Genomic DNA, 23972 nt, shown 5'->3' on the forward strand with positions numbered 1-23972 from the left:
CTGTCGACGCGGGCTCCTCGGGAAGAAACGGTCGCCAGCTTATGGAGTTTGGCGGGCGGCCGTAACGCCGTAACGCGCTGAAATATCAAGCGAAAGGCACATGCTATTTCGCCCCGGCCGACAAGCGGGAAATATCATTTCTGGATCTTCGCGGTGCCTCGCAGCGGATCTACACCGCCGGCGGTTCGAGCTCGCTTGCGCGCGTCTGCGCATCGAGTTTGGGGAGATGCGGCGCCGAGGCCAGTAGGCGGCGGGTGAACGCGTGCTGGGGATTGGCGAACAGCGCTTCCGTCGCGCCGCGCTCGACGACCTTGCCGTCCAGCATCACCAGAACCTCGTCGCTGATCTCGCGGATGACGCCGAGGTCGTGCGAGATGAACAGGTAGGAGACGCCGAGCTCGTCCTGCAATTCGCGCAGGAGATCGAGGACTTGCGCCTGGACGGACACGTCCAGTGCCGAAACCGGTTCGTCGCAGACGATCACCTTGGGGTTCGAGGCGATGGCGCGGGCGATCGCGATGCGCTGGCGCTGCCCGCCGGAGAGCTGCAGCGGCCACCGCCCGGCGTAGTCGGGCGAAAGCCGCACCTTTTCCAGGAGCGACGCGATCCGCTCGGCCTGTTGGCCGCGGGGCAGGCCGCCGGCGTCGAGCGCGTCGGAGAGGATCCGTCCGACATTCCAGCGGGGATCGAAGGAGCTGAGCGGATCCTGGTAGATCACGCTGAAGCGCGGCCGTTGCGGCCGCCGCGCGCGTTCAGACACGGCCTCCTTGCCGGCGCCGTTCCAAGGCTGCCCGTCGAAGCGCACCTCGCCGCCATCCGGCCCGACCAGGCCGAGCGCGATCCGCGCGGCGGTTGTCTTGCCGGAGCCGGATTCGCCGACGATGCCGAGGGTCTGGCCGGCGCGAAGCGAGAAGCTGACGTCGTCGACGACGCGGCGATCGCGACGGTCCGGACCGACATAGGTCTTGGACAGCTTCGACGCTTCCAGGACGACCGGGGCCGGCGCTCCGGCATTGGCGGGAACCCGCGTCCGGTGCGGCCGCGCGCCGGGCACCGAACCGAGCAGCAGGCGCGTATAAGCGTGCGACGGCTGGCCAAGCACGATATCGGTCGGGCCCTGCTCGACCACCTCGCCCTGATGCATCACCACCACCTCGTCGGCGATCCGCGAGACGACGGCGAGGTCGTGGCTGATGATCAGCAGACCCTTGCCCCGCTGCTTCACCGCCTCCAGCACGTTCAGGATCTGCGCCTGCACGGTGGTGTCGAGTGCCGTGGTCGGCTCGTCGGCGATGACGATGGCCGGGTCGAGCGCCAGCGCGGTGGCGATCAGGGCGCGCTGGCGCAGGCCGCCGGAGAGCTGGTCGGGCCGCTGCCGGGCGCGCAAATGCGGCTCCGGAATGCCGACGAGATCGAGCAGTTCCAGCATCCGCTGGCGTCGGGTCTCGCGCGTACCCCAGCCATGCGCCGAGAGCGCCTCGATCAGTTCGTCGCCGACGGCGCGGAGCGGATCGAGCGAGACCAGCGCATCCTGCAGCACGAAGCCGATATCCTTGCCGCGCAACTGGCGCCATTGCCGGTCGCTCAGCGAGCGGAGGTCGGTGTCGCCATAGTGCAGCCGTGTCGCCGATATGCCGGCGCCGGCCCCGGCCAGTCCGACCAGCGTGCGCGCCGTGACGCTCTTGCCGGAACCGGATTCGCCGACCAGCGCCACCGCCTTGCCGGGCTCGACGGTGAAGGAAACGTCATGGACGACCCGCCGGCGGCTCGCGCCATGGCCGAGCTCGACCGAGAGGTTTTCGACGGTGAGGGAGTGGCCGGTCATGCGCCGCGTCCTTCCAGCCGGCGCTGCAGATAGCGGCCGAAGACCGTGGTGGCGAGCGTGGTCAGCACGATGAAGAGGCCGGGGAAGAAGGTCAGCCACCAGGCGCGCTGGACGAAGTCGCGGCCCATGGCGAGCATGGTTCCCCATTCGGCTGCCGGCGGCTTGGCGCCGAGGCCGAGGAAGGAGAGCGCCGAGGACCAGACGATCGCCTGGCCGATCCCCATGGTGATGGCGACGATCAGCGGCCGCATGGCGTTGGGCAGGATCTGCCGCGCGATGGTACGGAGCGGCGGATGGCCGAGCGCGCGGGCCGCCTCGACATAGCCGGCGTTGCGGGCCGTGATGACCTGGCCGAGCACCATACGGGCATAACCCGGCGCGGTGCCGATGCCGGTCGCGATGATCAGCGGCCCGATGCCGCTGCCGAGCTGCGCCGCGAACAGAAGCGCCAGCACCAGCGTCGGAAAGGAGAACAGCACGTCGAGCAGCCATGACACGGCGCGTTCGGCGAAGCGCCCGCCCAGTCCGCCGATCAGCCCGAGGACGATCGCGAGGCTCATCGACAGCGCCACGGCGCCGATGCCGAGCAGCAGGGATTGCCGGGCTCCGTAGATCACGCGGGTGAAGATGTCCCGGCCGGATTGGTCCGTGCCGAAGAAGTGGGCCCAGCTCGGCGGCTGGAAGGCCTCGCGCGGCGCAATCGCCAGCGGATTGGCGGCGGTGAAGAGCCTGGGCTCGATGGCGGCGAGCGCCAACGCGACCAGGAAGAGGCTGGCGAGGATGGCCCCCAGCGGAGGCAGCCGGATGGCCGGAAATCGCCAGGCGCCGGGACGGATCGATAAAGCGTCGGAAAAGCTCATCGCGTGGCTGCCTTGATACGGGGATCGACGAGGACGAACAGCAGGTCGGCGACGGTGCTGGCGAGGATGTAGACGATGGTCACCACCAGCGTGACGCCGATCGTCAGCGGCATGTCCTGGCGCGAAACGGCCTGATAGAGGACGCGGCCGAGACCCTGGCGCGAGAAGATCACCTCGACCAGCACGGCATTGCCGATCAGCGACCCGACCGCCCAGGCCGAAAGGCTGATGCCGGGGAGGACGGCATGGCGGAGCGCATGGCGCAGCCGCACCGCGAGGTCGGACAGGCCGCGCGTCCGCGCCGACAGGATGAAGGGCTGGTCGAGCGCCAGTTCGAGCGATTCCCGCGTCACCTGCGCCAGGAAGCCGGCGAGCGGGATGGCGAGCGCCAGCGTCGGCAGGACGAGGCCGGCGAAGCCGTCGCGGCTCTGCGGCGGAAACCACTTGAGCCCGAAGGCGAACACCGCGAGCAGGACCAGCGCCAGCCAGAACTGCGGCAGCGCCGCCGCCACCGCCTCGAGGCCGGAACCAAGGGCGCTGAGCACCCGGTTGCGGCGGGTCGTGCCGATGACGGAGGCAAGCGCCAGGGCCCAGGCCACGACCAGCGCCGACGCCGTCAGTTGCAACGTCGGGCCGATCTGCTCCGCGATGACGCGGACGACCGGCAAGCGCTGCGAGAAGGAGACGCCGAGATTGCCGGTGACCAGCCGCTGCAGATAGAGGCCGTACTGGACGTGCAGCGGCCGGTCGAGGCCGAGCTCGCGGATCGTCGCGGCGATCGTCTCGGGGCTGGGGTTGGCGGTCGGGCCGCCCAGCACGGCGCGGACGGGATCGCCCGGCGTCAGCTTCAGCGCGAAGAAGGTCACGGTCGCCGACGCCAGCAGCACGAGGATTCCGACCAGCGCGCGGATCGCCACGCGCTGGCCGATGCGTCGCAGGCCGTCACCGGATGGGAGAGCCAGGACGCCCGCGGTCATTTGCTGACCCAGGCGTCATAGAGCGTCGTCACCGACAGCGACGGTTCGAGCCGGACGCCATGCGCGGTCTTGTAGACGCCGAGGCGCGTGCTCTGCGGATAGGTCAGGAGCTGCAGGAAGTTGGAGGCGACGATCTTCTGCGCCTGGTAGTAGAGGTCGCGGCGCGGCGCCTCGTCCTGCGTCTCCAGCGCCTTTGCGACCGTCGCGTCGAACTCCGGATTCTTGAAGCCGGTGCCGTTCTGGTGGTAGCCGCCGGAGCCCGCCGCGCCGATGAATTCGGAGCTCAGCACGATGCGCAGCACGTCGGCGGTGTTGGTGTTCCAGTAGGCGCCGATCACGTCATAGTCCCAGCGCGAGTCGCGATCGAGCCACTCCGAGAAGCCGACCGACTCCAGCTGGACGTCGAAGCCGACCTCGCCGGCCGTCGCCTGGATCTGTTCCCAGAGCGAGCGGTCGGCCGGGCCCTGGAAGTCGCCGAGCGGGATGTGGACGGTGAGCTTCTTGCCGTCCTTGGTGCGGATGCCGGAGCCGTCGCGCTCGCTCCAGCCGGCCTCGTCGAGCAGCTTGTTGGCACGCTCGGGATCGTGGTCGTAGAGATGCTGGAAGTCGGCCGTCGCGAACGGCGTCACGGCGCTGAGCGGACCCGGCGCGCGGTGGTAGCGGCCGAAGAAGACGCTGTCGAGCGCGGCCGGGATATCGGCCGAGCGGATGAACGCCTCGCGGACGCGGATGTCGTCGAACGGCGCGCGCGTGATGTTGATGTTGCCATTGGTCGGATTGCCGGGGCGATCGGCGACGATGAGCTTCAGGTCCGCGTTCTGCTCGGCCTCGGCCTCCGATTCCGGCGGCACGGCCTCGATCACGTCGACGTCGCCGCTCGCCAGCGACGCGTAGCGGACCGAGGGCTCGGGAATGATCTTCCAGACGATCTTGTCGAGATAGGCCGGGCCCTGATGGTCGGCGGTCGGCGGCGCCCAGTTGTAGTCGGGATTGCGCTCCAGGATGATTTCGCTCTGGCGGTCCCACTTCACCACCTTGAACGGACCGGAGCCGATCGGGCTCTCGCAGTTGACGTTGCGCTCGCGCGCCAGCGCCGCCGGCGCCTGGATGCCGAGGAAGCCTTGCGCCAGCACCTCCAGGAACGCCGCATAGGGCTTGGAGAGGTGGACGACGGCGGTGAATTCGTCCGGCGTCTCGGTGTTCACATATTGCTGGATGTAGCCGCCGGCGGTCGAGGATTGCGTCGCCGGGTTCTTGATATGGTCGAGGTTCGCCTTCAGCGCGGCCGAATTGAACTTCTCGCCATTGGTGAAGGTGACGTCGTCGCGGAGCTTGAAGGTGTAGGTCTTGCCGTCCGGCGAGATGGTCCAGCTCTTCGCGAGCCACGGGCCGATCCGGCCCTGCTTGTCCTGCGAGACCAGCGAGTCCGTGTACTGCTGCGCGATGAAGACCTGTGGCATGTCGCCGTCGACATGCGGATCGAGGCAGGTGGGCTCGCGGTCCGTCGCGTAGATCAGCGTGCCGCCCTTGACCGGCGACGCCTCGTCGGCCGCCGCCTGGGAAATGCCGCCGGCCAGTAGAAAGAGCGTGGCGATGGCCGTGGAACCGCGCGCAACCGAAGCGCGGCGAGAAATGCGTTTCATGCTGGAATCGTCCTTTGCGGGGGAGGGCAGGCAAAAGTCCACGCCACCCCGTCAAGGGGGGGCGGGCATCCGGGTCTGTGCCGGCCTGCGACGGGCCAGGCCGCCGACCGGGGGCATTTCCGTCTTCCGGGCCGATCAGGCGGCTTCGGCGTCCGATCGTTGCTGGGCGGCGGCTTCGGCCCGCTTCACGGCCTCGATGTCGCGATAGCGCGCACCGGGGTGGTCGTTCGGCAGGAGCGGGCCTTCGCCAAAGAGTTTTTCGCGCAGCGTGCCCTCGGCATAGTGGGTCGGATAGGCGTCGCGGCGCTGCAGCTCGGGCACGAGATGGGCGACGATGTCCTCGAACGTGCCGGGCGTAATCGCATAGCAAAGGTTGAAACCGTCGACGTCGGTCTCCGCGACCCAGTCCTGCAGGATGTCGGCGACGGTTTCGGCCGAGCCGACGAAGACCGGCCCGGCGCCGCCGATGCCGCCCCAGCGCGCCAGTTCCTCGATCGTCCAGGGACGGCCGGTCTGCTCGATCGAGTCGACCAGCGACGTCAGGCCGGCGGATTCGACTTTCCGCACCAGGTCGGTAGGCGCGTACTGGCCGAAGTCGATGCCGGTCCAGCCGGACATGAAGACGAGCGAGCCGTCATAGGAGACATATTCCTGCAGCTTCTCGAACTTGGCCTGCGCCTTGGCGTCGGTCTCGTCGACGATGACGGTGATCAGATTGTAGACGAGGAGCTTGCGCGGATCGCGCCCGGCCGCGGCGGCGCGGGCGCGGATGTCGGCGACATAGCTCTTGAGCGACGGTTTGGTCAGCGCGCCGACGAAGACGCATTCCGCGTTGCGCGCGGCGAAGCGGCGTCCCGCCTCGGACTGTCCGGCCTGGAACAGGAGCGGCGTGCGCTGTGGCGAGGGCTCGCTCAAATGATAGCCGGGAACCTTGAAGTATTTTCCGTCATGGCCGATCTCGTGCACCTTGGCGGGATCGGCGAAGATCCGGCGCTCGCGGTCGCGGACCACGGCGTCCTGTTCCCAGCTGCCTTCGAGCAGCTTGTAGAGAACTTCCAGATACTCCTCCGCCACGTCGTAGCGATTGTCGTGCTGGCGCAGCCCGGCTTCGCCGACATTCTTGGCGCCGCTTTCGAGATAGGAGGTGACGATGTTCCAGGCGACGCGGCCCTTGGTCAGGTGATCGGCGGTCGAGAGGCGGCGGGCGAAGGTGTAGGGGTGCTCGAATGAGGTCGATGCCGTGATGCCGACGCCGATATGGCGGGTGTTCATGGTGATCGGGAGCGCCAGCTGCAGCGGATCGTTGACCGGGATCTGCGCCCCTTGGCGCAATGCATCGTCGAGCTCGCCCTTGTAGACATCGTAATAGCCGATGACGTCGGCGATAAAGATGCTGTCGAAAATTCCTCGCTCAAGAGTTGTAGCGAGATCGGACCAGTATTCTACGTCCTTGTATCTCCAGGACTGGTCGTCCGGATGCGCCCACAAGCCGGGAGACTGATGCCCGACGCAGTTCATCTCGAAGGCGTTAAATCGAATATGACGAGGCACGGGGGATGTCCTTCGAAATTTCGTTGAAGGAGACTAGCCGTGGCGGTCTGGCGGTTACAGGAAGGCGCTATCCTTCTTCGCGGGATCGATGGAAATTTCCTCCGCAATCGGAGGCCTGCTCCAACGGCGGATCGCGTGGTTCGCGCGGGATGGAGATGCGGCGGAGGCTATGACGGGCTGGCAGGTGGGTCTGGCCTTGCTGGCGATCCAGGCGCGGGCGGAGGCCGTCATCCCGGACCGCATTCCCGCAACTCGACCATCATCCTGAGGTGCCCGGCGAAGCCGGGCCTCGAAGGAGGGTCCAGGGAATGCCCTGGCTTCGCCCATAAGCTGCAGGGCTCCGCTGGATCCTCCTTCGAGGCTTCGCTGACGCGACGCACCTCAGGATGATGACGGAGCTGGTGGATCGACCTGGAGGGCTCTGAGAATTGCACAGAATCTCAGCGATCCATCCAGGCCTCGATCTCGAATGACGAGCCGGCGTTAGGCAGAAACCGGCAGCGGTACGTCGGCGTGCACCAATCCCTCGCCGCGCAGGTCCGACCAGAACGCGTCCGGAATGACGGCGGTGAAGTGATCGACATTGGCCACGATCTCGGACGGCTTCACCGCGCCGAAGATGATGGACGAGACCTGGGGCGCCGCGAGCGGGAACTGCAGCGCCGCGGCCGGAAGGGCGACGCCATGGGCGCGCGCCACGTCCGACAGCCTGCGGACGCGCTCGATGACCGCGGGAGAGGCCTTGCCGTATTCGTATTTCGCGCCGTCGACGGCGCCAGTCGCCAGGATGCCGGAATTGAAGACGCCGCCGACCACCAGGCTGGCGCCGCGCTCGCGCACGCGGGCGATTTCGTCGAAATAGATGTCGTGCTCCAGCAGCGTGTAGCGCGAGGCGACGAGGAAGACGTCGAGATCGAAGCGGTCGAGGAAGCGGTTGATCATGCCGCGCTCGTTGATGCCGGCGCCGATGGCCTTGATCTCGCCGCTGCGCTTCAGTTCTTCGAGGGCCCGAAAGCCGCCCTTTTCCAGATCGTCAAGCCGCGCATTCAGCGCCTCCTCGCTCGGGAAGTAGCCGCGATCGAGATCGTGGATGTAGAGCGCATCGACCCGGTTGATGCCGAGACGCTGCAGGCTGTCCTCATAGGAGCGCATGATGGCGTCATAGGTGAAGACGTGGTGATGCTCGAACGGCAGCGCGCCTGCCCAGTTCGGCGGCGTGAAGGATGCGCGGTCGCGCGGCGCCTTCAGGACCCGGCCGACCTTCGTGGTCAGCACATAGCTGTCGCGGTCGTGTTCGTAGAGCGCGCGGCCGGTCCGGTGCTCGGCCTGCCCGAGGCCATACCAGGGCGCGGTGTCGTAGAGACGGAGACCGGCATTCCACGCCGCCTCGAAGGTCGCGCGCGCGGTCGCCTCGTCGATGGCTTCATAGACGCCGCCGAGCGGGCAGGTTCCAAGGCCGAGCACGGGAATTTCGAGGTCGGTCTGGCCGACGCGCCGGAGGGTATCGGGTTGCATGGCTTGTCCTGGAGCGAGCGAGGTGGGTAGCGGGCCGCGCCGAGAGGGCGCGACCGGGCAAAGCGTTAGAGCATTTTTTCCTAGAGGTCTCTCGCGCTGACGACGCGGCCGCTTTCGGCGGATCGGTAGGCCGCCTCCGCCAGGGCATAGGTCTTCAGGCTGTCCTCGGCCGAGGTCTCGAAGGCGCCGCCGCTGCGGAGCGCGTCGATGAAGTGCTGCTGCGTGCGCGGCACGCTGTCCTGGATCTGCGTCCAGGGCGCGGACGTCCAGTCGCGCGCGTCGGCCTCGATCGTCTCGCGCCGTTGCTGCCCGTCCGCGTGCACCAGCAGCACCTCGCCTTCGAGGATCTGGATGGAGCCCTTCCGGCCCTCGATCTCGCCGAGCGTCTGGGGGAAGGGGTTGGGGAAGCGGTGCGAGGCGTAGCTCACGTCGACGATCGAGGTCGCCCGGTTGTCGTGGCGGAGCAGGATCGTCGCGGCGTCTTCCCCGGCCAGTCCCTCCTTCACCGATTGGGTGAAGCAGGACACGTCGTCGGCGTCGCCGAACATGAAGCGGGCGAGATCCAGCATGTGGATGCCCACGTCCATGATCATGAAGCGCTCGGTCTTCAGCAGATAGGGCTGGTTCGAATAGACGTCGATCGCGTTGCGCCAGGAGAGGCGGCCGAAGGTCAGCTCGCCGATCTCGCCGCTATCGAGGATCTCGCGGATGCGCCGGAAGATCTTCTGGAACCGGAAGTTCTCATGCACCATCACCGGCACGCCGGCAGCAGCCGCGTTGGCGACGATGCGCCGGCAGGTGTCGATGTCGGGCGCGAACGGCTTCTGCACGATCACCGGCACGCCATGCTGGACCGCCAGGGCGACGAGCGCCTCGTGCGTTTCCATCGTGGTGCAGATATCGACGAAATCGAACGCGCCGGAGGCGAGCACCTCGGCCGTGTCGTACCAGGCGGGAATGCCGAACTCGGCGGCATAGGCCCGGGCCCGCTCCGCATCGAGGTCGCAGACCGCTGTGATTTCCGCGCCGTCCGTTTCCGTCCAGGCATGGAGTTGATTGCGGGCGAAAAAGCCACAGCCGATCAGCAGCCCCTTGAGGGTTTCCGTCATGTCGCAGTTCCATATTCGACGTGGAGAACGCCATAGGCGCCGAGGCGGACCGTTGTTTCGAGCGGCTGAAGCGCGGAGAACGCCTCGCGACCCAGCGCCGCCGTCTCCAGGCTGTCTTCGTCCAGCAGCCGGCCGGAGGCGACGCCCTGATCCAGCTCGACGGAAACAGGCGTCTCGGAGAGATTGGCGAAAAGCGCCCGCTTGCGGCCGTCCTTCTCCCAGATCACCTGCGCCAGGTTGCCTTGCGTCGAGGCCGAAAGCACCCGCCCTCCGGCGGCGCCGGAGATCCAGCGCGCCACGTGGTAGAGCGGATAGACGCTTCCGTCCGCCCACGTGTCCCAGACTTCGCGCTCATAGGGCTGGCGCGATGCGACGAGCCCGAACGGGCCGGTGGCGGCGCCGAAGGCGAAGCGTTCAATGCCCCACGGCGCGAGCCGGGCGAGATAGCCGACATGCCAGGCGGCGGCGAACAGGCCGCGCTGGCGCGGGTCCCTTGCCGCCATGCCGGTGCGTTCCTCCGGCTGGTTGTCGCTCGGCCCGGGGCCATAGGGGTTGAGCCGCGCGCCGATGCCGACAGGCCCAACGGCCAGGGGCCGGCCGTCCGCGAGCGCCGTGGCCGAATGCAGGATGTGCGGGAGGGATTGCAGCGTTTCCGCAACCGACGCGTCGTCGGCCGCGTGCACGACGGGCGTCGTCGCGAAGGTGAGATAGTCGGCGAACGCCGGCGTCGGCCGCTTGCGATTGAACTCGGTGAAGAAGGCGGGCGAGCCGCCGCCGCGCCGGCTTTCCGGGAAAGCGGCGGCGAGCGCCGCGGAAAGCTCCGCTTCGCCGAGATGCGGCGGGCGCGCCTCGCCCGGCTGGAACGACTGCTCGTCGATCTTGGCGAAGGCCGCGATGTGGGAAACGGCGATCCCGGCAGCCTTCAGATCCGCCGCCAGCCGCGCCAGTTCGGCTCCGGCCGCGGCGGCATCGGCGCCGCCGAGGATCGCTTGAACTTCCAGCGATGCCCCGGTCCGCCGCAACAGTTCGGCGAGATCGCCTGAAGCCGCCGTCGTGTCGCCGCGGGCAAAATCATGGCGGAGCAGGATGCGGGCGGGCTTCAGCTCGGCCAGCGCATCGGCGAAGCGCAGCGCCTCGGTCGCATCGTCCAGGCGGTCGAGCGGCAGCGCGTAGCCCGGCAGGACCTGCACGTCGAGCGCGGGAACGGTGACGGAATCCGCGACCGTTCCGCCGAGGCCCGCATCGGTGATCGCGATCGTCACCGATTGGCGGACCGGAGCGTTTGGCTCGAGAAGGTAGGGATAGGGCAGGCCGATGGGGCGGCTATAGGTCTTGAACGACGCGTCGGACCAGTTGCGGTGATCCTCCATCTCGAACACGTCGCCCTCGAATTGCGTGGAGACGCGGAGCCCTGCGCGCGGCGAATGCGCGATCGCCCGTATGTCCATCACCGGCTGGCCCGGGCTGATCGGCAGCGGGATGACCAGCTTTCTCGCGCCCGAGGATGCGTGCTCGACCTCGACCTCCGTGCCGGCAAAGCCCAGCAGCGGATGGAGGATGACGAAACCCGTCCGGTTGGTGCTGAACGGCGCATCGGCGTGGATCTCGGCCGAGGCCTCGAGATGACCGCTCGCCCGCCCTTCGAGGCGGATCCGCGCCAGCACGCCCTTGCCCGCTTCGCCAAAATAGGCGTCGTAGCGGACGACGAAGCCGGTCGCCTGCTCGTCGATCTCGAGGTCCGAGATCGCGGGCGACGGCGTGCCCCAGCCGGGCGTGCGCACCAGGAAGCTGAGGCCCCGCAGGATTTCCACATTGTCCCATCGCACCCAGCGCAGTGCGCCGGCGTCGAGGGTGGCTTCAAGCGGTCCGGCCTTCAGGAGCCGCTTCGGCGACTCTTCGATCGCGGTGCCGGTACGGAGGATGCTGGGCTTCATCGGGACTGTTTCTTCACGAAGCTGTCGAAGGCCACGGCAGCGACGATGATCAGGCCGACCAGAATCTGCTGCACGTAGGGGGAGACGTTCAGGATGACGAGACCGTTCAAAAGGACGCCGGTCAAGAGGGCGCCGATGACGGTGCCGATGATGGAGCCGGATCCGCCATGCAGGCTGGTGCCGCCGATCACGACGGCGGCGATCGCCGTCAGCTCGTAGCCGGTGCCGGCCACCGCCTCGGCCGAGTTCAGCCGCGACGAGAGCACGAAGCCGCCGAGGCCGGAGCAGAAGCCGACGACGGCATAGACGGCGATCGTAACCCGCGTCGTGTTGATGCCCGATAGCCGGGCGGCGTCGGGATTGGATCCGACCGCGTAGACCGCCCGGCCGAAGCGGGTCTGGGTCAGGACGAAATGCGCGATCAGCGCCACGACGGCGAAGAGGATGACCGGAACCGGAATCGGGCCGATCATGCCGCGACCCCACCAGCCGAAAGCCTCGTCGAAGCCCGAGACGGGGCCGCCATTGCCGATCGTCAGCGCGATGCCGCGAAACACCGTCATGCCGCCGAGCGTGACGACGAAGGCGGGAACCGCGAGCCGCGCCACCGCGAGGCCCTGCAAATATCCGGCAACCGTTCCGACCGCCATGGCGGCGAGCACGGCGAACGGCCACGCATAGCCGGTGCCGTCGCTGCTGAGCAGGAACCGCCCCTCGATGCCGCCCTTGGCGACCACGGCCGCGACCAGCCCGGACATCGCCACCAGCGCGCCGACCGACAGGTCGATGCCGCGCGCCAGGATCACGAAGGTCATCCCGACCGCGATGATGCCGTAGATCGACACCTGCCGCAGGATGTTGAACAGGTTGAGCGGCGTGAGGAACCGCGGCTGCAGGACTGCGAACAGCACGACCAGCGCCAGCAGGAAGATGAGCGGCGCGATCCGGCCGAGCACGGCGAAGGTCTGCGCGCGATGCGTCGTTGTCAGGGTGTTGCTGGACATGGAGATTTCCGGAGATTTCCTTGGAAAGGGTTCAGCCGTGGTGCTTGGTCATTTCGGCCATCAGCTCTTCCGCCACGGCTTTATCGCCGTTCGTCTCGAAGACGGAGCGGCCCTCGCGCAGCACCACGATCCGGTCTGAAAGCGCCATCAGTTCCGGCAGGTCGGAGGAAATGACGAGGACGGCCACAGACTGGCCGGCGATGTCGCGCAGGAGCGAGTGCACGTCTTCCTTCGCGCCGATGTCGATGCCCCGCGTCGGCTCGTCGACGATCAGGAGCTTCGGCTGCCGGGCGATCCAGCGCGACAGGATCACCTTCTGCTGGTTGCCGCCGGAAAGCGTGGCGATCGGGGCGTTGAACGAGGCCGCCCGGATGCCGAGCCGTTCGACGAAGGTGCGGAACAGGCTTCGCTCCGCCGGCCGGTCGTTGAGCCAGCCGTAGCGCGGCGGGCTGGCGCCGGCGAGCGCGAAGTTCTCGACCACGGCGCGCTGCGGCAGGATCGCCAGTCCCTTGCGGTCCTCGGGCACGAGGCCGATGCCGGCGGCGATCGCCTCGGCGGCGGACGACGGCGCAAATCGCTCGCCGTTCAGGCGGATCTCGCCGGAGGCGATCGGATCGACGCCGAAGATCATGTTGGCGGTTTCGGTCCGCCCGGCGCCGACGATGCCGGCGAGGCCGACGATCTCGCCGGCGCGCACCTCGAAACTCACATCCGCGACGCGGGCGGGCGCGCGCCCCGATGCCGGGGCGGCCAGATTGCGGACCTGCAGCACGACGTCGCCCGTGGCGGCGCCCTGCCGTCGCACGCCAATCTGGACGTCGCGACCGGCCATGGCGCGGATCAATTGCTCGTTGCTGGCGGAGGCGACGTCGCCTTCTTCGACCATCTTGCCGTCGCGCAGAACCGTATAGCTGTGGCAGAAGGCGCGGATCTCATCGAGCCGATGGCTGACATAGAGGATCGCGACGCCCTCGCGCGCCAGGCGCTCGATGATCTCGCCGAGATGGCCGACCTCTTCGGGCGAGAGGGAGGCGGTCGGTTCGTCCATGATGACGAGGCGGGATTTCCGCGTCAGGGCGCGCGCGATCTCGACCATCTGCTGCTGCGCGATCGACAGGCCCGCGACGGGCCGGCGAACGTCGAGCGCGGTAATGCCGAGCTGGGCCAGCGCCGCGCGCGCCGCGTCCCGCATCCTGGCCCAGTCCACGGTTCCGAGGCGGCGGATAGGGAGATGCCCGGCGAAAATCGCCTCGGCGACCGAAAGCTCCGGAAACAGCGAGAGTTCCTGGCGGATGACGCTGATGCCGGCCTTGTCGGCGGCGCGCGGGCCGTCGAACTGGACCGGGCGTCCGTCGACGTCGATCGTTCCGCCGTCCGGCGTGAGGACGCCCGACAGAAGATTGATCACGGTGGACTTGCCGGCCCCGTTCTCGCCCAGCAGCGCCCGCACTTCGCCGGCTCCGAGCGAAAGCGAGACGCCGTCGAGGACCGTCACGCCGAAGAAGCGTTTGACGAGGCCGGACGCAGCCACAAAAGGTACGGGGCGCTGTGCGCGCCCCGAAGTCTCGACGTCCACGGTAGAGGGACGTGCATGGATCGTCATTACTTGATGAGCCCCACGCGCTCGGCCTGCTGGAGGTTTTCCGGGGTGATCGCGATCGGGGCGACCAGAATGTTGCTCGCCTCCGGCTTCTTGCCTTCGCGGATGAAGTCGACGAGCGTGCGGACCGCGACGCGACCCTGCTGGCCCGGGAACTGATCGACCGTGCCGGCCAGCTCGCCGTTCTTCACGGCCTTGAGCGCGTCTTCCGAACCGTCATAGCCGTAGATCTTGACCTTGCCCTTGAGGCCGCGGGCTTCGACGGCCTGCGCGGCGCCGAGCGCCATGTCGTCATTGCCGGCGACGATGACGTCCGGAACCTCGGCGAGGCCGGTCAGGACGTTCTCGGTGACGGCGAGGCCCTTGTCGCGCGAGAAGTTGGCGGCCTGCTCGGCGACGAACTGGTACTTGCCGCCGGCAGCGTCGAGCACCTTGTGCACGCCGCCATTGCGGTCATTGGCGGTCTTGTCGCCGGGAATGCCCTGCAGGTTGACGATCTTGGCGCCGTTCGGGAAGTCCTTGGCGACGGCCTCGCCCTGCGCTTCGGCGCCCTTGAAATTGTCCGCCGCGACGTTGGCGAGAACTTCCGGAACGCCGTTGACCGGGCGGTCGACCGTGACGACGGCGATGCCGGCCTTGATGGCTTCCTGAACGACCGGGGCGAGCGCATCGGCTTCTGCCGGCGCGAGGATGATGCCGTCGACGCCCTGCACGATGGCGGATTCGATGTCGGCGATCTGCTTCGGCGCGGAAAGCTGGCCGTCCGCCTTCAGGACCGTGACGCCGCCGATCTTCTTGGCCTCGTCTTCCAGCTGGTCGGTCAGGAACACGAAGTGCGTGAAGGCGAAGGTGAGCGGCGAGACGAACACCGTCACCGGGGCGTCCTTGCCCTTGGGCTCGGCATGCGCCGAGGATGCGGCGGCGAGGATCGCGAGGCTGGCGCCGACGGCAAGAGCGGTCTTACGGAACATGGTGTTGGGCTTCCTTATTTCGGTGCCCAGAAGCTAGCGAGGGCGGCCTTCCCAGCCAAAGGCGAAACCACCAATTTCGGAATGGATTCAGGAAATTAAATACGGAAATTCGAAGGGGATTGGGATATTTTGTCTACATATTTTATGGAGATTATATAATTTCTGCCGAAACGCATACGGTGCGGATAAATTAAATTCTATCAGCAGGTTGCGACTCGATCCAGCATGCCAAAGCCTGTCGTCCCGGCATATTTAACCGGTCGTCGGCCCGGAGAATCCTGGAATATGGATCGGGCCTCGGAAAGGAATGTTATGTCCCAGTATCTCTCGTCCCTTTTCTCGCTCGAAGGGAAAACCGCGCTGATCGCCGGCGGCGCCGGCGCAATCGGCTCGGTCATTTCCGAGGCCTTCGCGAAGGCGGGTGCGCGCGTCATCGTTCACGATCTCTCGGCCGAGCGTCTCGCCAGCCTGGAGGCGCGCTTCCAGGAAGAGAAGCTGCCGTTCCAGGGCCTGCAGGCGGATCTCGATTCCGCCGCGGCCTGCGAGGCCCTCGTCGAGCAGGCGCTGAAGGTGACGGGGCGCATCGACATCCTCGTCAACCTGCAGGGCACCAACCGCCGCAAGCCGATCCTCGACGTCACCCAGGAAGATTTCGACCTGATCACCTCGGTGAATTTCCGCAGCGTCTACTTCCTGTCCAAGGCGGTCCAGCCCGTCATGAAGGCGCAGGGCGGCGGCAAGATCCTGCATTTCAGCTCGCTCTCGGCCAACATCTCCTTCGACACGATCTCCGTCTATGCGGCGACCAAGGCGGCGGTCACCTCGCTGACCCGCTCGATGGCGCACGAATGGGCCGGCGACAACATCCAGGTCAACGCGATCGAGCCCGGCTTCGTCCAGACCGAGTTCACCCGCCCGCTCTGGGACGACGAATATCGCAGCCGCTGGTTCGCGAACTACATTCCCGCCGGACACCTCGCCGTGCCGCAGGATCTGATCACCACCTCGCTCAGCCTGGTGTCGCCCGCTTCGCGCTATGTCACCGGCCGCAGCGTCGTCGTCGACGGCGGCGTGCTCTCGGGCGACTCCTGGGTCGAGCAGCCCGGCCGCCAGTCCGTCTATCCGTAAGAGAGATTGCCGTGACCAACTGGCTCCTTGAAACCGCCGAGCTTGCCGATCTCATCGAACGGCAGGCGGAGAACCTCGTCGTGCTGGATTGCTCCTGGTATCTGCCGGAAGCCGGCAAGCATGCCCGGGACGATTTCCTTGCCGGCCACATCCCCGGCGCCCGGTTCATCGATCTCGCCGATATCTCCGATCCCGACTCGCCCTATGTGAACATGCTGCCGGCGGCCGAGCTCTTTGCCGCCCATGTCGGCCGCCTGGGGATCGGCAACGATACCGACGTCGTCATCTACGATGCCGGCTACGTGTCCTGCCGTCTCTGGTGGATGTTCCGGACCTTCGGCCACGACAAGGTCCGCATCCTGAACGGCGGCTGGCGGAAGTGGAAGGCCGAGGGCCGCGCCATCGAGACCGGCGCGGGCGAGCCGGTCGAGGCGCGCGCCTTCGAGGCCCGGCTGAAGCCCGGCCGGGTCGTCACCATTGACGACGTTCGCGCGGCGATCGATCGCGGCGATACCACCATCGTCGATGCGCGCACGGCCGCCCGGTTCGACGGGCTCGAGGGTTCCGGCTATCCGGGCGTCGCCTCCGGCTACATGCCGGGCGCCATCAACACGCCCTGGGCGCGCTTCTTTGATGCGAGCAAGAATTTCGAGTTCGTCTCGCCGGAGGCCGCCTCGGCGATCTTCGAGCAGGCGGGCGCCGATATCTCCGGCAACGTCATCACGACCTGCGGCTCCGGCGTGACCGCCTGCATCCTCGGCTTCATGATCGAACAGTCGGGCAATGCCGATTGGCGTCTCTATGACGGCTCCTGGCACGAGTGGGGTCAGCAGCCCGACACGGTCAAGCTGGTCAAGCAGCCGGGCTGACGCCCGACGGAAGACGCGCGCCGCCGGGTCGTCCAGATCCTCGGCGGCGCGCTGATGACCCGGCCGAGATCCTTTCGTCGCCTCCAGGCAGGCACGAAAGGATCTCGGCGAGCGGGCTCTGGATATTCCCGACGCATACGCGCGCGTTCGCGCTCTGCCTCGCCCCGCACCGGCGGACGATGTCCGATCGGCGGGCGCTTCGGGCCGCCGGTATCGCGGTCCCATCCTTCCCAATGGATGACGGAATGAGGTCCATCGCGGCTGGCGATGGGCCGTTGTCCGGCTCCTTCGATCCCCCTTCTGGCCGAGCATGGCGTGGCCCCCGGCGGGACGGCGCGTCCCTCATTCGCATAATTGTTGTCGTTGGTGAGCCTGCCGACTTGCGGTTGCGCGCGCCAATTGGAATAAGTGCCTATAATGCCCTAAGGGAATGTCGAGGAGTCGGCCATGTCTCGGAAGGAAATAGTCGATGTAGTCAAGCAATATACGGAGCCGTTCCGTGTGACGAAGGGCAAGGACTTCCGCCTTAAGGATTTCGACCCCGGCGATACGCTGGGGCTCAAGATGGACAAGAAGGAGGCGGCGGAGCTGCTCCGGCGCGGATCGGAATGGCTCGCGATGGAGCAGGACATGCTCTACGCGCAGGATTCCTGGTCGGTGCTGCTGGTGTTCCAGGCCATGGACGCGGCGGGCAAGGACGGGACGATCAAGCACGTGATGTCCGGCGTCAATCCGCAAGGCTGCGACGTCTTCTCGTTCAAGCAGCCCTCCGACGCGGAACTGTCGCGCGACTTTCTCTGGCGCTATGCGATGAAGGTGCCGCAGCGCGGCCGCATCGGCATCTTCAACCGATCCTACTACGAGGAAGTGCTCGTGGTGCGGACGCATCAGGAGCTGCTCCGGGCCCAGAAGATCCCGCCGAAACTGGTGGGCAAGCACATCTGGGAAGAGCGGCTCGCCGATATCGCCCGCTTCGAGGACTATCTCACGCGCCAGGGCGTGATCATCCTGAAATTCTATCTGAACCTCTCCTATGGAGAGCAGAAGAAGCGCTTCATGAGCCGGCTCGACAGGCCGGAGAAGAACTGGAAGTTCTCGGCCAGCGACGTTCGCGAGCGCCGGTACTGGGACGATTACATGAAGGCCTATGACGAGGCGATCCGCGCCACCGCCTCGAAGCAGGCGCCATGGTTCGTCGTCCCCGCCGACAACAAATGGTTCACCCGTCTCATCGTCGCGGCGGCTATCGTCGACGCCGTCGAGAAGCTCGACCTCGAATATCCGACGGTCTCGGCCGAAAAGCTGAAGGACCTCGCGGCGGCGCGGGAAGAGCTCGAGCAGGAATAGCTCGAACAGGAATAGCCAGGGGCAGAGGGAGAGCCACCGCTCATGTCGACGACGATAGCGATACTCGGCGGCGTCGGACTTTTTCTGCTGGGCATGACCGTCATGACCGACGGCCTGAAGGCGCTCGCCGGATCGTCGCTGCGGACGGTTCTCGGCAAGGCGGCGGCGACGCCGCTGTCCGGCGCGTTCTGGGGCGCGATCATCACGCTGCTCGTGCAGTCGTCGAGCGCGGTGACGATGACGACGATCGGCCTCGTCAGCGCCGGGCTGCTCACTTTTCCGCAGGGGCTCGGCCTCGTGTTCGGCGCCAATGTCGGCACCACGGGCACCGGCTGGCTGGTGGCGCTGATCGGCGTGCGCGTTTCGTTGTCGACCTACGCGCTGCCGCTGATCTTCATCGGCGCGCTGGCGCGGCTGCTCGCCAGCGGACGGGTGGCGGCGGCGGGCGGCGCGCTCGCGGGCTTCGCGCTCGTGCTCTACGGCCTGACGACGCTGCAGCAGGGCATGGGCGGGCTCGCCGAAAGCCTGCATCCCTCCGACCTGCCGTCCGTGCTCGGCATGCCGGGCGTCGGCTTCGCCTCCGGCGCGTTCGGTCTCTTCGCCCTGATCGCCGTCGGTCTGGTGATGACGGCCGTGATGCAGTCGTCGACCGCCTCCATCGCCGTCACCATCTCGGCCTTCTTCGCCGGCGCCGTGAGCCTGGAGCAGGGAGCGGCGCTGATCATCGGGCAGAACATCGGCACGGCGACGAGCTCGGCGCTGGCGGCGATCGGCGCCAGCACGACGGCCAAGCGCCTGGCGCTCGCCTATGTGCTGTTCAAGCTCATCGCGGCGCTGATCGCGATCGTCGCCTTCCCCTTCACGGCGGCGCTGATGAGCCGCTTCTCGACTTCCGTCGACGGGACGACACTGCTCGCCGGTTACCATACGGTTTACAATGTGGTCGGCGTCGCGGTGCTGTTACCCGCGACGCAATGGTTCACCCGCGTCGTCGAGCGGATGCTGCCGTCCAAGGAAACGGCGCTCGAACGCGCGCTCGATCCGAGCACGCTCGTCAATCCGGTGGTCGCCGTCGAGACCGCGCGGCGTGTGGTAGCGGAGGTGCTCCGGACGATCACCGCCTCGGTCTCCGCCGCTCTTTCGGGCAGCGGCGCGGCGCAGGACACCGGTCCCGCGGCCGCGACGCTTGAAAAGGTGCGGGACTTCCTGTCCGAACTGAAGGAACCGCCGGAGACGGAGGCGGAGCGCCACCGCATGACGAGCACGCTGCATGCGCTCGACCATACGTCGCGCCTGGCGGAAGCGCTGGCGGGCAGCGGCTTTCCCGGGCAGCCGGCAGGAGGAGCGGATGATCGTCATGCCGCCGCGCTCTGCGACAAGGTTATGCGGGATGCCGAGAAGGTGGCTCTCTCGATCACGACGGAATCGGCGATCAGCGAGCAGGCCAGCCCGATCGGCTGGAGCCTTTCGCCCGAGATCGAAGCGGCGCTGGCCGAGGCCGAGGGCGCCGTGGGCGAGCTCGACGCCATCCAGCGCGACTACCGCACCCGCACACTCGCCGCCGTCGCGCCGGGACAACTGACCGCCGCCGATGCGCTGGCGCGGATCGACGCCGCCCGAGAGCTCGAACGGATTGCGCGTCACGCCTGGCGCGCGACGGCGCATCTCGTCGGCCGTGGTAGGCCGGGCGATCTGGACGTGCGGGCGCAATCGGAAAACACGGTGAGGGATCAATATGAGCGCGCATGAGGCCACCGTATCCGGCGCGGAAAGCGCGCCCTGGCATGCCTTGCCGGCGGAGCAGGTCGAGAAAGAGCTTCGCGTCGATCCCGCGCGTGGCCTCGAAGCGGCGGAGGCGGCCGAGCGGCTTGCTACCTACGGCCCGAACCGCCTGCCGCAGGGCAAGAAGAAGAGCCCGCTGCTGCGCTTCCTCGCCCAGTTCAACAACATCCTGATCTACGTCCTGCTCGCCGCCGGCTTCGTCAAGCTCATGCTGAGCCTGTGGCTCGACGCCTCGATCATCTTCGCGGTGGTGGTGCTCAATTCGCTCCTCGGTTTCGTGCAGGAGGGGCGGGCCGAGAAGGCGCTGGATTCGATCCGCAACATGCTGTCGGCCGAGGCGCGCGTCCTGCGCGGCGGCGAGACGCGGCTCATCCCGGCCGAGGACCTCGTGCCCGGCGACATCGTGCTTCTGGAATCGGGTGACAAGATCCCGGCCGATCTGCGCCTCGTCGACGCCAAGAATTTGCGCACGGAGGAGGCGGCGCTGACGGGTGAATCCGTACCCGCCGAAAAGACCACGGCGCCCGTCGCCGCCAAGGCGACGGTCGGCGACCGGCAGAACATGGTGTTCTCCGGCACCATGGTGGTGTCCGGGCGGGCGTCCGGCATCGTCGTCGCGACCGGCAGCGCCACCGAGCTCGGCCGGATCAACCAGATGCTCGCCGAAGTCAACGCGCTGGAAACGCCGCTGCTGCGCCAGATCAAGAAGTTCGGCTACGTCATCACGGCGGCAATCGCCATCATCAGCGTGCTGCTGTTCGCCTGGGGACACTGGCTCGGCCATATGAGTTTCGTCGAGCTGTTCCAGGCGGTGGTGGGCATCGCCGTCTCGATGATCCCCGAGGGGTTGCCGGCGCTGATCACCATCACGCTCGCGATCGGCGTGCAGCGCATGGCGCAGCGAAACGCCATCATCCGACGCCTGCCGGCGGTCGAGACGCTGGGCTCCGTCTCGCGCATCTGCTCGGACAAGACCGGTACGCTGACGCTGATGGAAATGATGGTCACCTCCGTGGTGACCGCGGATACGGCCTATGAGGTCTCCGGCGACGGCTACGCGCCGGAAGGCGAGGTCAGGGCGGATGGCAAGCCGGTCGGCGAAACGCCGGAAGTGCTGGCGCTGATGGGCCGCGTGTCGCTGCTCTGCAACGACGCGGAATTGTTCCAGGACGACGGCAAGTGGAAGGTCGAAGGCGATCCGACGGAAGGCGCGCTCTATCCGTTCGCGACCAAGCTCGGCATGGACCGGGCCGAGGAGACGGCGGCCGCGCCGCGCATCGACGCGATCCCGTTCGAGTCCGAGCACAAGTTCATGGCGACGCTGAACCGCGCGCCGCAGGGCGAGTTCCTGCTGGTGAAGGGCGCGCCGGAGGTGATCCTCGAGCATTGCGACCGGCAGCAGCAGGCGGCCGGCCCTGCGCCGCTCGACCGCGATCGCTTCGCCAGCGAGGGCGACCGGCTCGCCGCGCAGGGCGAGCGCGTGCTGGGGCTGGCGTGGCTGGAAAACCCCGGCCTGAACGCCGGCAGCCTCGGACCCGAGGACCTGCCGAAAAACCTCGTGCTCCTCGGCCTCGTCGGCCTGATGGACCCGCCGCGCAAGGAGGCGGTCGATGCCGTGCGCGAATGCCATGGCGGCGGCATCCGCGTCACGATGATCACTGGCGACCACAAGATCACGGCCGCGGCGATCGCCAAGATGCTCGGCATCGGCGACGGCCAGACGGCCGTTGCGGGCACCGAGATCGAGGCGATGAACGACGCCGAGCTGCAGGAATGCGTACGCGACGTCGACGTCTTCGCCCGCGCCAGCCCGGAGCACAAGCTGCGGCTCGTGAAAGCGATCCAGGCCAACGGGCAGATCGTCGCCATGACCGGCGACGGCGTCAACGACGCGCCGGCGCTCAAGAAGGCGGATATCGGCGTCGCCATGGGCATCAAGGGCACCGAGGTGACGAAGGAGGCGGCGGGCATGATCCTCGCCGACGACAATTTCGCCTCGATCTCGGCGGCGGTGAAGGAGGGGCGCACCGTCTACAACAACATCGAGAAGGCGATGCTCTTCCTGCTGCCGACCAATGTCGCGCAGGGCGCGGTGATCGCGATCGCCATCCTGTTCGCCTTCACGCTTCCCATCACCGCGCCGCAGGTCCTCTGGGTCAACATGGTGACCTCCGTGGCGCTCGGGCTCGCCATCTCGTTCGAGCCGCATGAGGCGGACGTGATGGGGCGGCCGCCGCGCGCCATCGACCGGCCGATCGTCACCAGCTTCGGCATCTGGCGCATTCTCTTCGTCGGCGCGGCGCTGGTGATCTACACGCTCGTGGCCTTCTTCTGGATGAAGGCGCAGGGCGCCTCGGATCCGATGGCCCGCACCGTCGCCGTCAACGCCATCACGCTCGGCCAGATCTTCTATCTGCTCAACAGCCGCTACTTGGTCGATTCATCCCTGTCGGTGCGCGCGCATCTCGGCAATCCCTATCTCTGGTATGGCATCGCCGCCGTCGTCGTGCTGCAGCTCCTGTTCACCTACGCGCCGCCGTTCCATGCGATCTTCGACACGGCATCCTTGCCGCTCGCGGCGTGGTTCTGGCTTTTGGTCGGCGCGATCATTTTCTTCCTGGTCGTGGAACTGGAGAAGCTCGTTATCCGCTCCGTTCCAGCCCTGCGGGACGCGGCGACGTCACGTCCGGAGATGCCGTCCGCGCCGGCGCTCTGACCGGCGAGGCAGGGGATAAGCCGATCGACCGGACAGGCACCGCGCGGGCCTGGGCCTGCCGGCGTCCCACGAAGTGGGCAATATGGGACGGGTTGGAGGATTGGGCGGTTGACATCGACATGCGAACTGCATGCTGTTCCGCTGTCCCAATCAAAACACGTTCCGAGGCTCCCAGCATGAAAACATACCAACTGCCGCGAACCGGGCTCAACGTTTCCAGCGTCGTGCTCGGTCTGATGCGCATCGCGGCATTGAGCAAGGCCGAAATCCAGCAACTGGTGGGCGGGGCCCGGGATGCCGGCGTCAATGTCTTCGATCACGCCGACATCTATGGCGGCGTGCGCCACCTCTGCGAGGAACGATTCGGCGAGGCTGTCACGCTGACGGCGGCTGAGCGCGAGCAGGTCGTCATCCAGAGCAAGGTCGGCATTCGCAAGGGCTTCTTCGACTTTTCCGCCGAGCACATCCTGCGTTCCGTGGACGAGTCGCTAGCGGCGCTCCGCACCGATTACCTCGACGTCCTGCTGCTGCATCGGCCCGATACGCTGGTCGAGCCCGAAGAAGTCGCTTCGGCGTTCGAGACGCTCCGGACCTCCGGCAAGGTCCGGTATTTCGGCGTCTCCAACCATACGCCGGGTCAGATCGAGCTGCTGAAGAGCGCGGTCACTCAGCCGCTTATCGTCAACCAGGTGCAGTTGAGCATCGCGCATGCGCCGCTCATCGCCACCGGCATCGCCGCCAATATGGGCGGGCTCGATCAGTCGATCGATCGCGACAACGGGCTGCTCGACTATTCCCGCCTCAACGGAATGATGCTGCAGGCGTGGTCGCCCTTCCAGAAGGGCTTCTTCGACGGCGTCTTCCTCGGCGACCGGGAGAATTACGCGGCGCTCAATGACGCCATCGACGAACTGGCCGATGCCTACAACGTCACGCCGACCGGCATCGCCGTCGCCTGGATCACGCGCCACCCGGCCAAGATCCAGGTCGTGCTCGGCACGACCAAACCCGGCCGCGTCGCGGAAGCCGCTGCCGGATCCAGCGTGCCGCTGACCCGGGAAGAATGGTACCGCCTGTTCACGGCGGCGGGGCATACGCTGCCCTGACGCGGTAGCGGACCCTGCTTGTCGGCCGGGATGTC

Annotated in this window: 17 protein-coding genes; 6 read left to right on the forward strand and 11 right to left on the reverse strand. The window is 67.2% G+C overall.

Going from position 1 to position 23972, the window contains the following annotated elements:
* Positions 1-169: 169 nt before the first annotated feature.
* The 11 genes from AC6HZP_RS06255 to AC6HZP_RS06305 all read right to left on the reverse strand — a co-directional run bounded on the left by AC6HZP_RS06255 (position 170) and on the right by AC6HZP_RS06305 (position 14989).
* On the reverse strand, positions 170-1825 hold the full coding sequence (locus AC6HZP_RS06255) for a dipeptide ABC transporter ATP-binding protein (protein WP_497525838.1): 1656 nt from the start codon (positions 1823-1825) through the stop codon (positions 170-172).
* Positions 1822-2685 (reverse strand): ABC transporter permease, encoded by an 864-nt coding sequence (locus tag AC6HZP_RS06260; protein WP_497525839.1) that lies wholly within the window; start codon positions 2683-2685, stop codon positions 1822-1824. The genes AC6HZP_RS06255 and AC6HZP_RS06260 overlap by 4 nt, the downstream gene beginning before the upstream one ends.
* On the reverse strand, positions 2682-3662 hold the full coding sequence (locus AC6HZP_RS06265; RefSeq protein WP_497525840.1) for an ABC transporter permease: 981 nt from the start codon (positions 3660-3662) through the stop codon (positions 2682-2684). Before AC6HZP_RS06265 ends, AC6HZP_RS06260 begins: the two co-directional genes overlap by 4 nt.
* Positions 3659-5305 carry an ABC transporter substrate-binding protein gene (locus tag AC6HZP_RS06270; RefSeq protein ID WP_497525841.1) on the reverse strand — a complete coding sequence of 549 codons (1647 nt, stop codon included), beginning with the start codon at positions 5303-5305 and terminating at the stop codon, positions 3659-3661. The genes AC6HZP_RS06265 and AC6HZP_RS06270 overlap by 4 nt, the downstream gene beginning before the upstream one ends.
* 135 nt (positions 5306-5440) lie before the next feature.
* Positions 5441-6856, reverse strand: a complete 1416-nt coding sequence (locus AC6HZP_RS06275; protein ID WP_497525842.1) for an LLM class flavin-dependent oxidoreductase — start codon at positions 6854-6856, stop codon at positions 5441-5443.
* A gap of 483 nt (positions 6857-7339) precedes the next feature.
* Positions 7340-8371, reverse strand: coding sequence for an aldo/keto reductase (locus tag AC6HZP_RS06280; protein WP_497525843.1), 1032 nt, complete (start codon positions 8369-8371; stop codon positions 7340-7342).
* An 80-nt stretch (positions 8372-8451) separates the two neighbouring features.
* Positions 8452-9480 (reverse strand): Gfo/Idh/MocA family protein, encoded by a 1029-nt coding sequence (locus AC6HZP_RS06285; RefSeq protein ID WP_497525844.1) that lies wholly within the window; start codon positions 9478-9480, stop codon positions 8452-8454.
* Positions 9477-11414: a D-apionate lactonase family protein gene (locus AC6HZP_RS06290; RefSeq protein ID WP_497525845.1), complete on the reverse strand. Its 1938-nt coding sequence runs from the start codon at positions 11412-11414 to the stop codon at positions 9477-9479. The genes AC6HZP_RS06285 and AC6HZP_RS06290 overlap by 4 nt, the downstream gene beginning before the upstream one ends.
* Positions 11411-12418 carry an ABC transporter permease gene (locus tag AC6HZP_RS06295; protein WP_497525846.1) on the reverse strand — a complete coding sequence of 336 codons (1008 nt, stop codon included), beginning with the start codon at positions 12416-12418 and terminating at the stop codon, positions 11411-11413. Before AC6HZP_RS06295 ends, AC6HZP_RS06290 begins: the two co-directional genes overlap by 4 nt.
* 31 nt (positions 12419-12449) lie before the next feature.
* Complete coding sequence (locus AC6HZP_RS06300; RefSeq protein ID WP_497525847.1) at positions 12450-13949, reverse strand: sugar ABC transporter ATP-binding protein; 1500 nt, start codon at positions 13947-13949, stop codon at positions 12450-12452.
* A gap of 71 nt (positions 13950-14020) precedes the next feature.
* Positions 14021-14989, reverse strand: a complete 969-nt coding sequence (locus AC6HZP_RS06305; protein WP_201402783.1) for a substrate-binding domain-containing protein — start codon at positions 14987-14989, stop codon at positions 14021-14023.
* A gap of 312 nt (positions 14990-15301) precedes the next feature.
* Between AC6HZP_RS06305 and AC6HZP_RS06310 the strand changes: the two genes are divergently transcribed.
* The 6 genes from AC6HZP_RS06310 (at position 15302) to AC6HZP_RS06335 (ending at position 23937) form a co-directional block, all read left to right on the forward strand.
* Positions 15302-16117, forward strand: a complete 816-nt coding sequence (locus tag AC6HZP_RS06310) for an SDR family NAD(P)-dependent oxidoreductase (protein WP_497525848.1) — start codon at positions 15302-15304, stop codon at positions 16115-16117.
* A gap of 11 nt (positions 16118-16128) precedes the next feature.
* On the forward strand, positions 16129-16986 hold the full coding sequence (locus AC6HZP_RS06315; protein ID WP_497525849.1) for a sulfurtransferase: 858 nt from the start codon (positions 16129-16131) through the stop codon (positions 16984-16986).
* A 447-nt stretch (positions 16987-17433) separates the two neighbouring features.
* Positions 17434-18333 (forward strand): polyphosphate kinase 2 family protein, encoded by a 900-nt coding sequence (locus AC6HZP_RS06320; RefSeq protein ID WP_497525850.1) that lies wholly within the window; start codon positions 17434-17436, stop codon positions 18331-18333.
* A gap of 42 nt (positions 18334-18375) precedes the next feature.
* Complete coding sequence (locus tag AC6HZP_RS06325; RefSeq protein WP_497525851.1) at positions 18376-20082, forward strand: Na/Pi cotransporter family protein; 1707 nt, start codon at positions 18376-18378, stop codon at positions 20080-20082.
* Positions 20069-22831 carry an HAD-IC family P-type ATPase gene (locus AC6HZP_RS06330; protein ID WP_497525852.1) on the forward strand — a complete coding sequence of 921 codons (2763 nt, stop codon included), beginning with the start codon at positions 20069-20071 and terminating at the stop codon, positions 22829-22831. Before AC6HZP_RS06325 ends, AC6HZP_RS06330 begins: the two co-directional genes overlap by 14 nt.
* Before the next feature lie 176 nt (positions 22832-23007).
* Positions 23008-23937 (forward strand): aldo/keto reductase, encoded by a 930-nt coding sequence (locus tag AC6HZP_RS06335; protein ID WP_497525853.1) that lies wholly within the window; start codon positions 23008-23010, stop codon positions 23935-23937.
* Positions 23938-23972: the final 35 nt, after the last annotated feature.

The organism is Kaistia sp. SLG-1, from assembly GCF_059699055.1.

What these genes read in the sequence shown, in the direction of transcription:
- AC6HZP_RS06260 (WP_497525839.1), bottom strand. Translation starts at nt 2,685, where the DNA reads ATGAGCTTTTCCGACGCTTTATCGATCCGTCCCGGCGCCTGGCGATTT.
- AC6HZP_RS06320 (WP_497525850.1), top strand. Translation starts at nt 17,434, where the DNA reads ATGTCTCGGAAGGAAATAGTCGATGTAGTCAAGCAATATACGGAGCCG.
- AC6HZP_RS06295 (WP_497525846.1), bottom strand. Translation starts at nt 12,418, where the DNA reads ATGTCCAGCAACACCCTGACAACGACGCATCGCGCGCAGACCTTCGCC.
- AC6HZP_RS06325 (WP_497525851.1), top strand. Translation starts at nt 18,376, where the DNA reads ATGTCGACGACGATAGCGATACTCGGCGGCGTCGGACTTTTTCTGCTG.
- AC6HZP_RS06335 (WP_497525853.1), top strand. Translation starts at nt 23,008, where the DNA reads ATGAAAACATACCAACTGCCGCGAACCGGGCTCAACGTTTCCAGCGTC.
- AC6HZP_RS06290 (WP_497525845.1), bottom strand. Translation starts at nt 11,414, where the DNA reads ATGAAGCCCAGCATCCTCCGTACCGGCACCGCGATCGAAGAGTCGCCG.
- AC6HZP_RS06270 (WP_497525841.1), bottom strand. Translation starts at nt 5,305, where the DNA reads ATGAAACGCATTTCTCGCCGCGCTTCGGTTGCGCGCGGTTCCACGGCC.
- AC6HZP_RS06280 (WP_497525843.1), bottom strand. Translation starts at nt 8,371, where the DNA reads ATGCAACCCGATACCCTCCGGCGCGTCGGCCAGACCGACCTCGAAATT.
- AC6HZP_RS06255 (WP_497525838.1), bottom strand. Translation starts at nt 1,825, where the DNA reads ATGACCGGCCACTCCCTCACCGTCGAAAACCTCTCGGTCGAGCTCGGC.
- AC6HZP_RS06305 (WP_201402783.1), bottom strand. Translation starts at nt 14,989, where the DNA reads ATGTTCCGTAAGACCGCTCTTGCCGTCGGCGCCAGCCTCGCGATCCTC.
- AC6HZP_RS06265 (WP_497525840.1), bottom strand. Translation starts at nt 3,662, where the DNA reads ATGACCGCGGGCGTCCTGGCTCTCCCATCCGGTGACGGCCTGCGACGC.
- AC6HZP_RS06330 (WP_497525852.1), top strand. Translation starts at nt 20,069, where the DNA reads ATGAGCGCGCATGAGGCCACCGTATCCGGCGCGGAAAGCGCGCCCTGG.
- AC6HZP_RS06285 (WP_497525844.1), bottom strand. Translation starts at nt 9,480, where the DNA reads ATGACGGAAACCCTCAAGGGGCTGCTGATCGGCTGTGGCTTTTTCGCC.
- AC6HZP_RS06310 (WP_497525848.1), top strand. Translation starts at nt 15,302, where the DNA reads ATGTCCCAGTATCTCTCGTCCCTTTTCTCGCTCGAAGGGAAAACCGCG.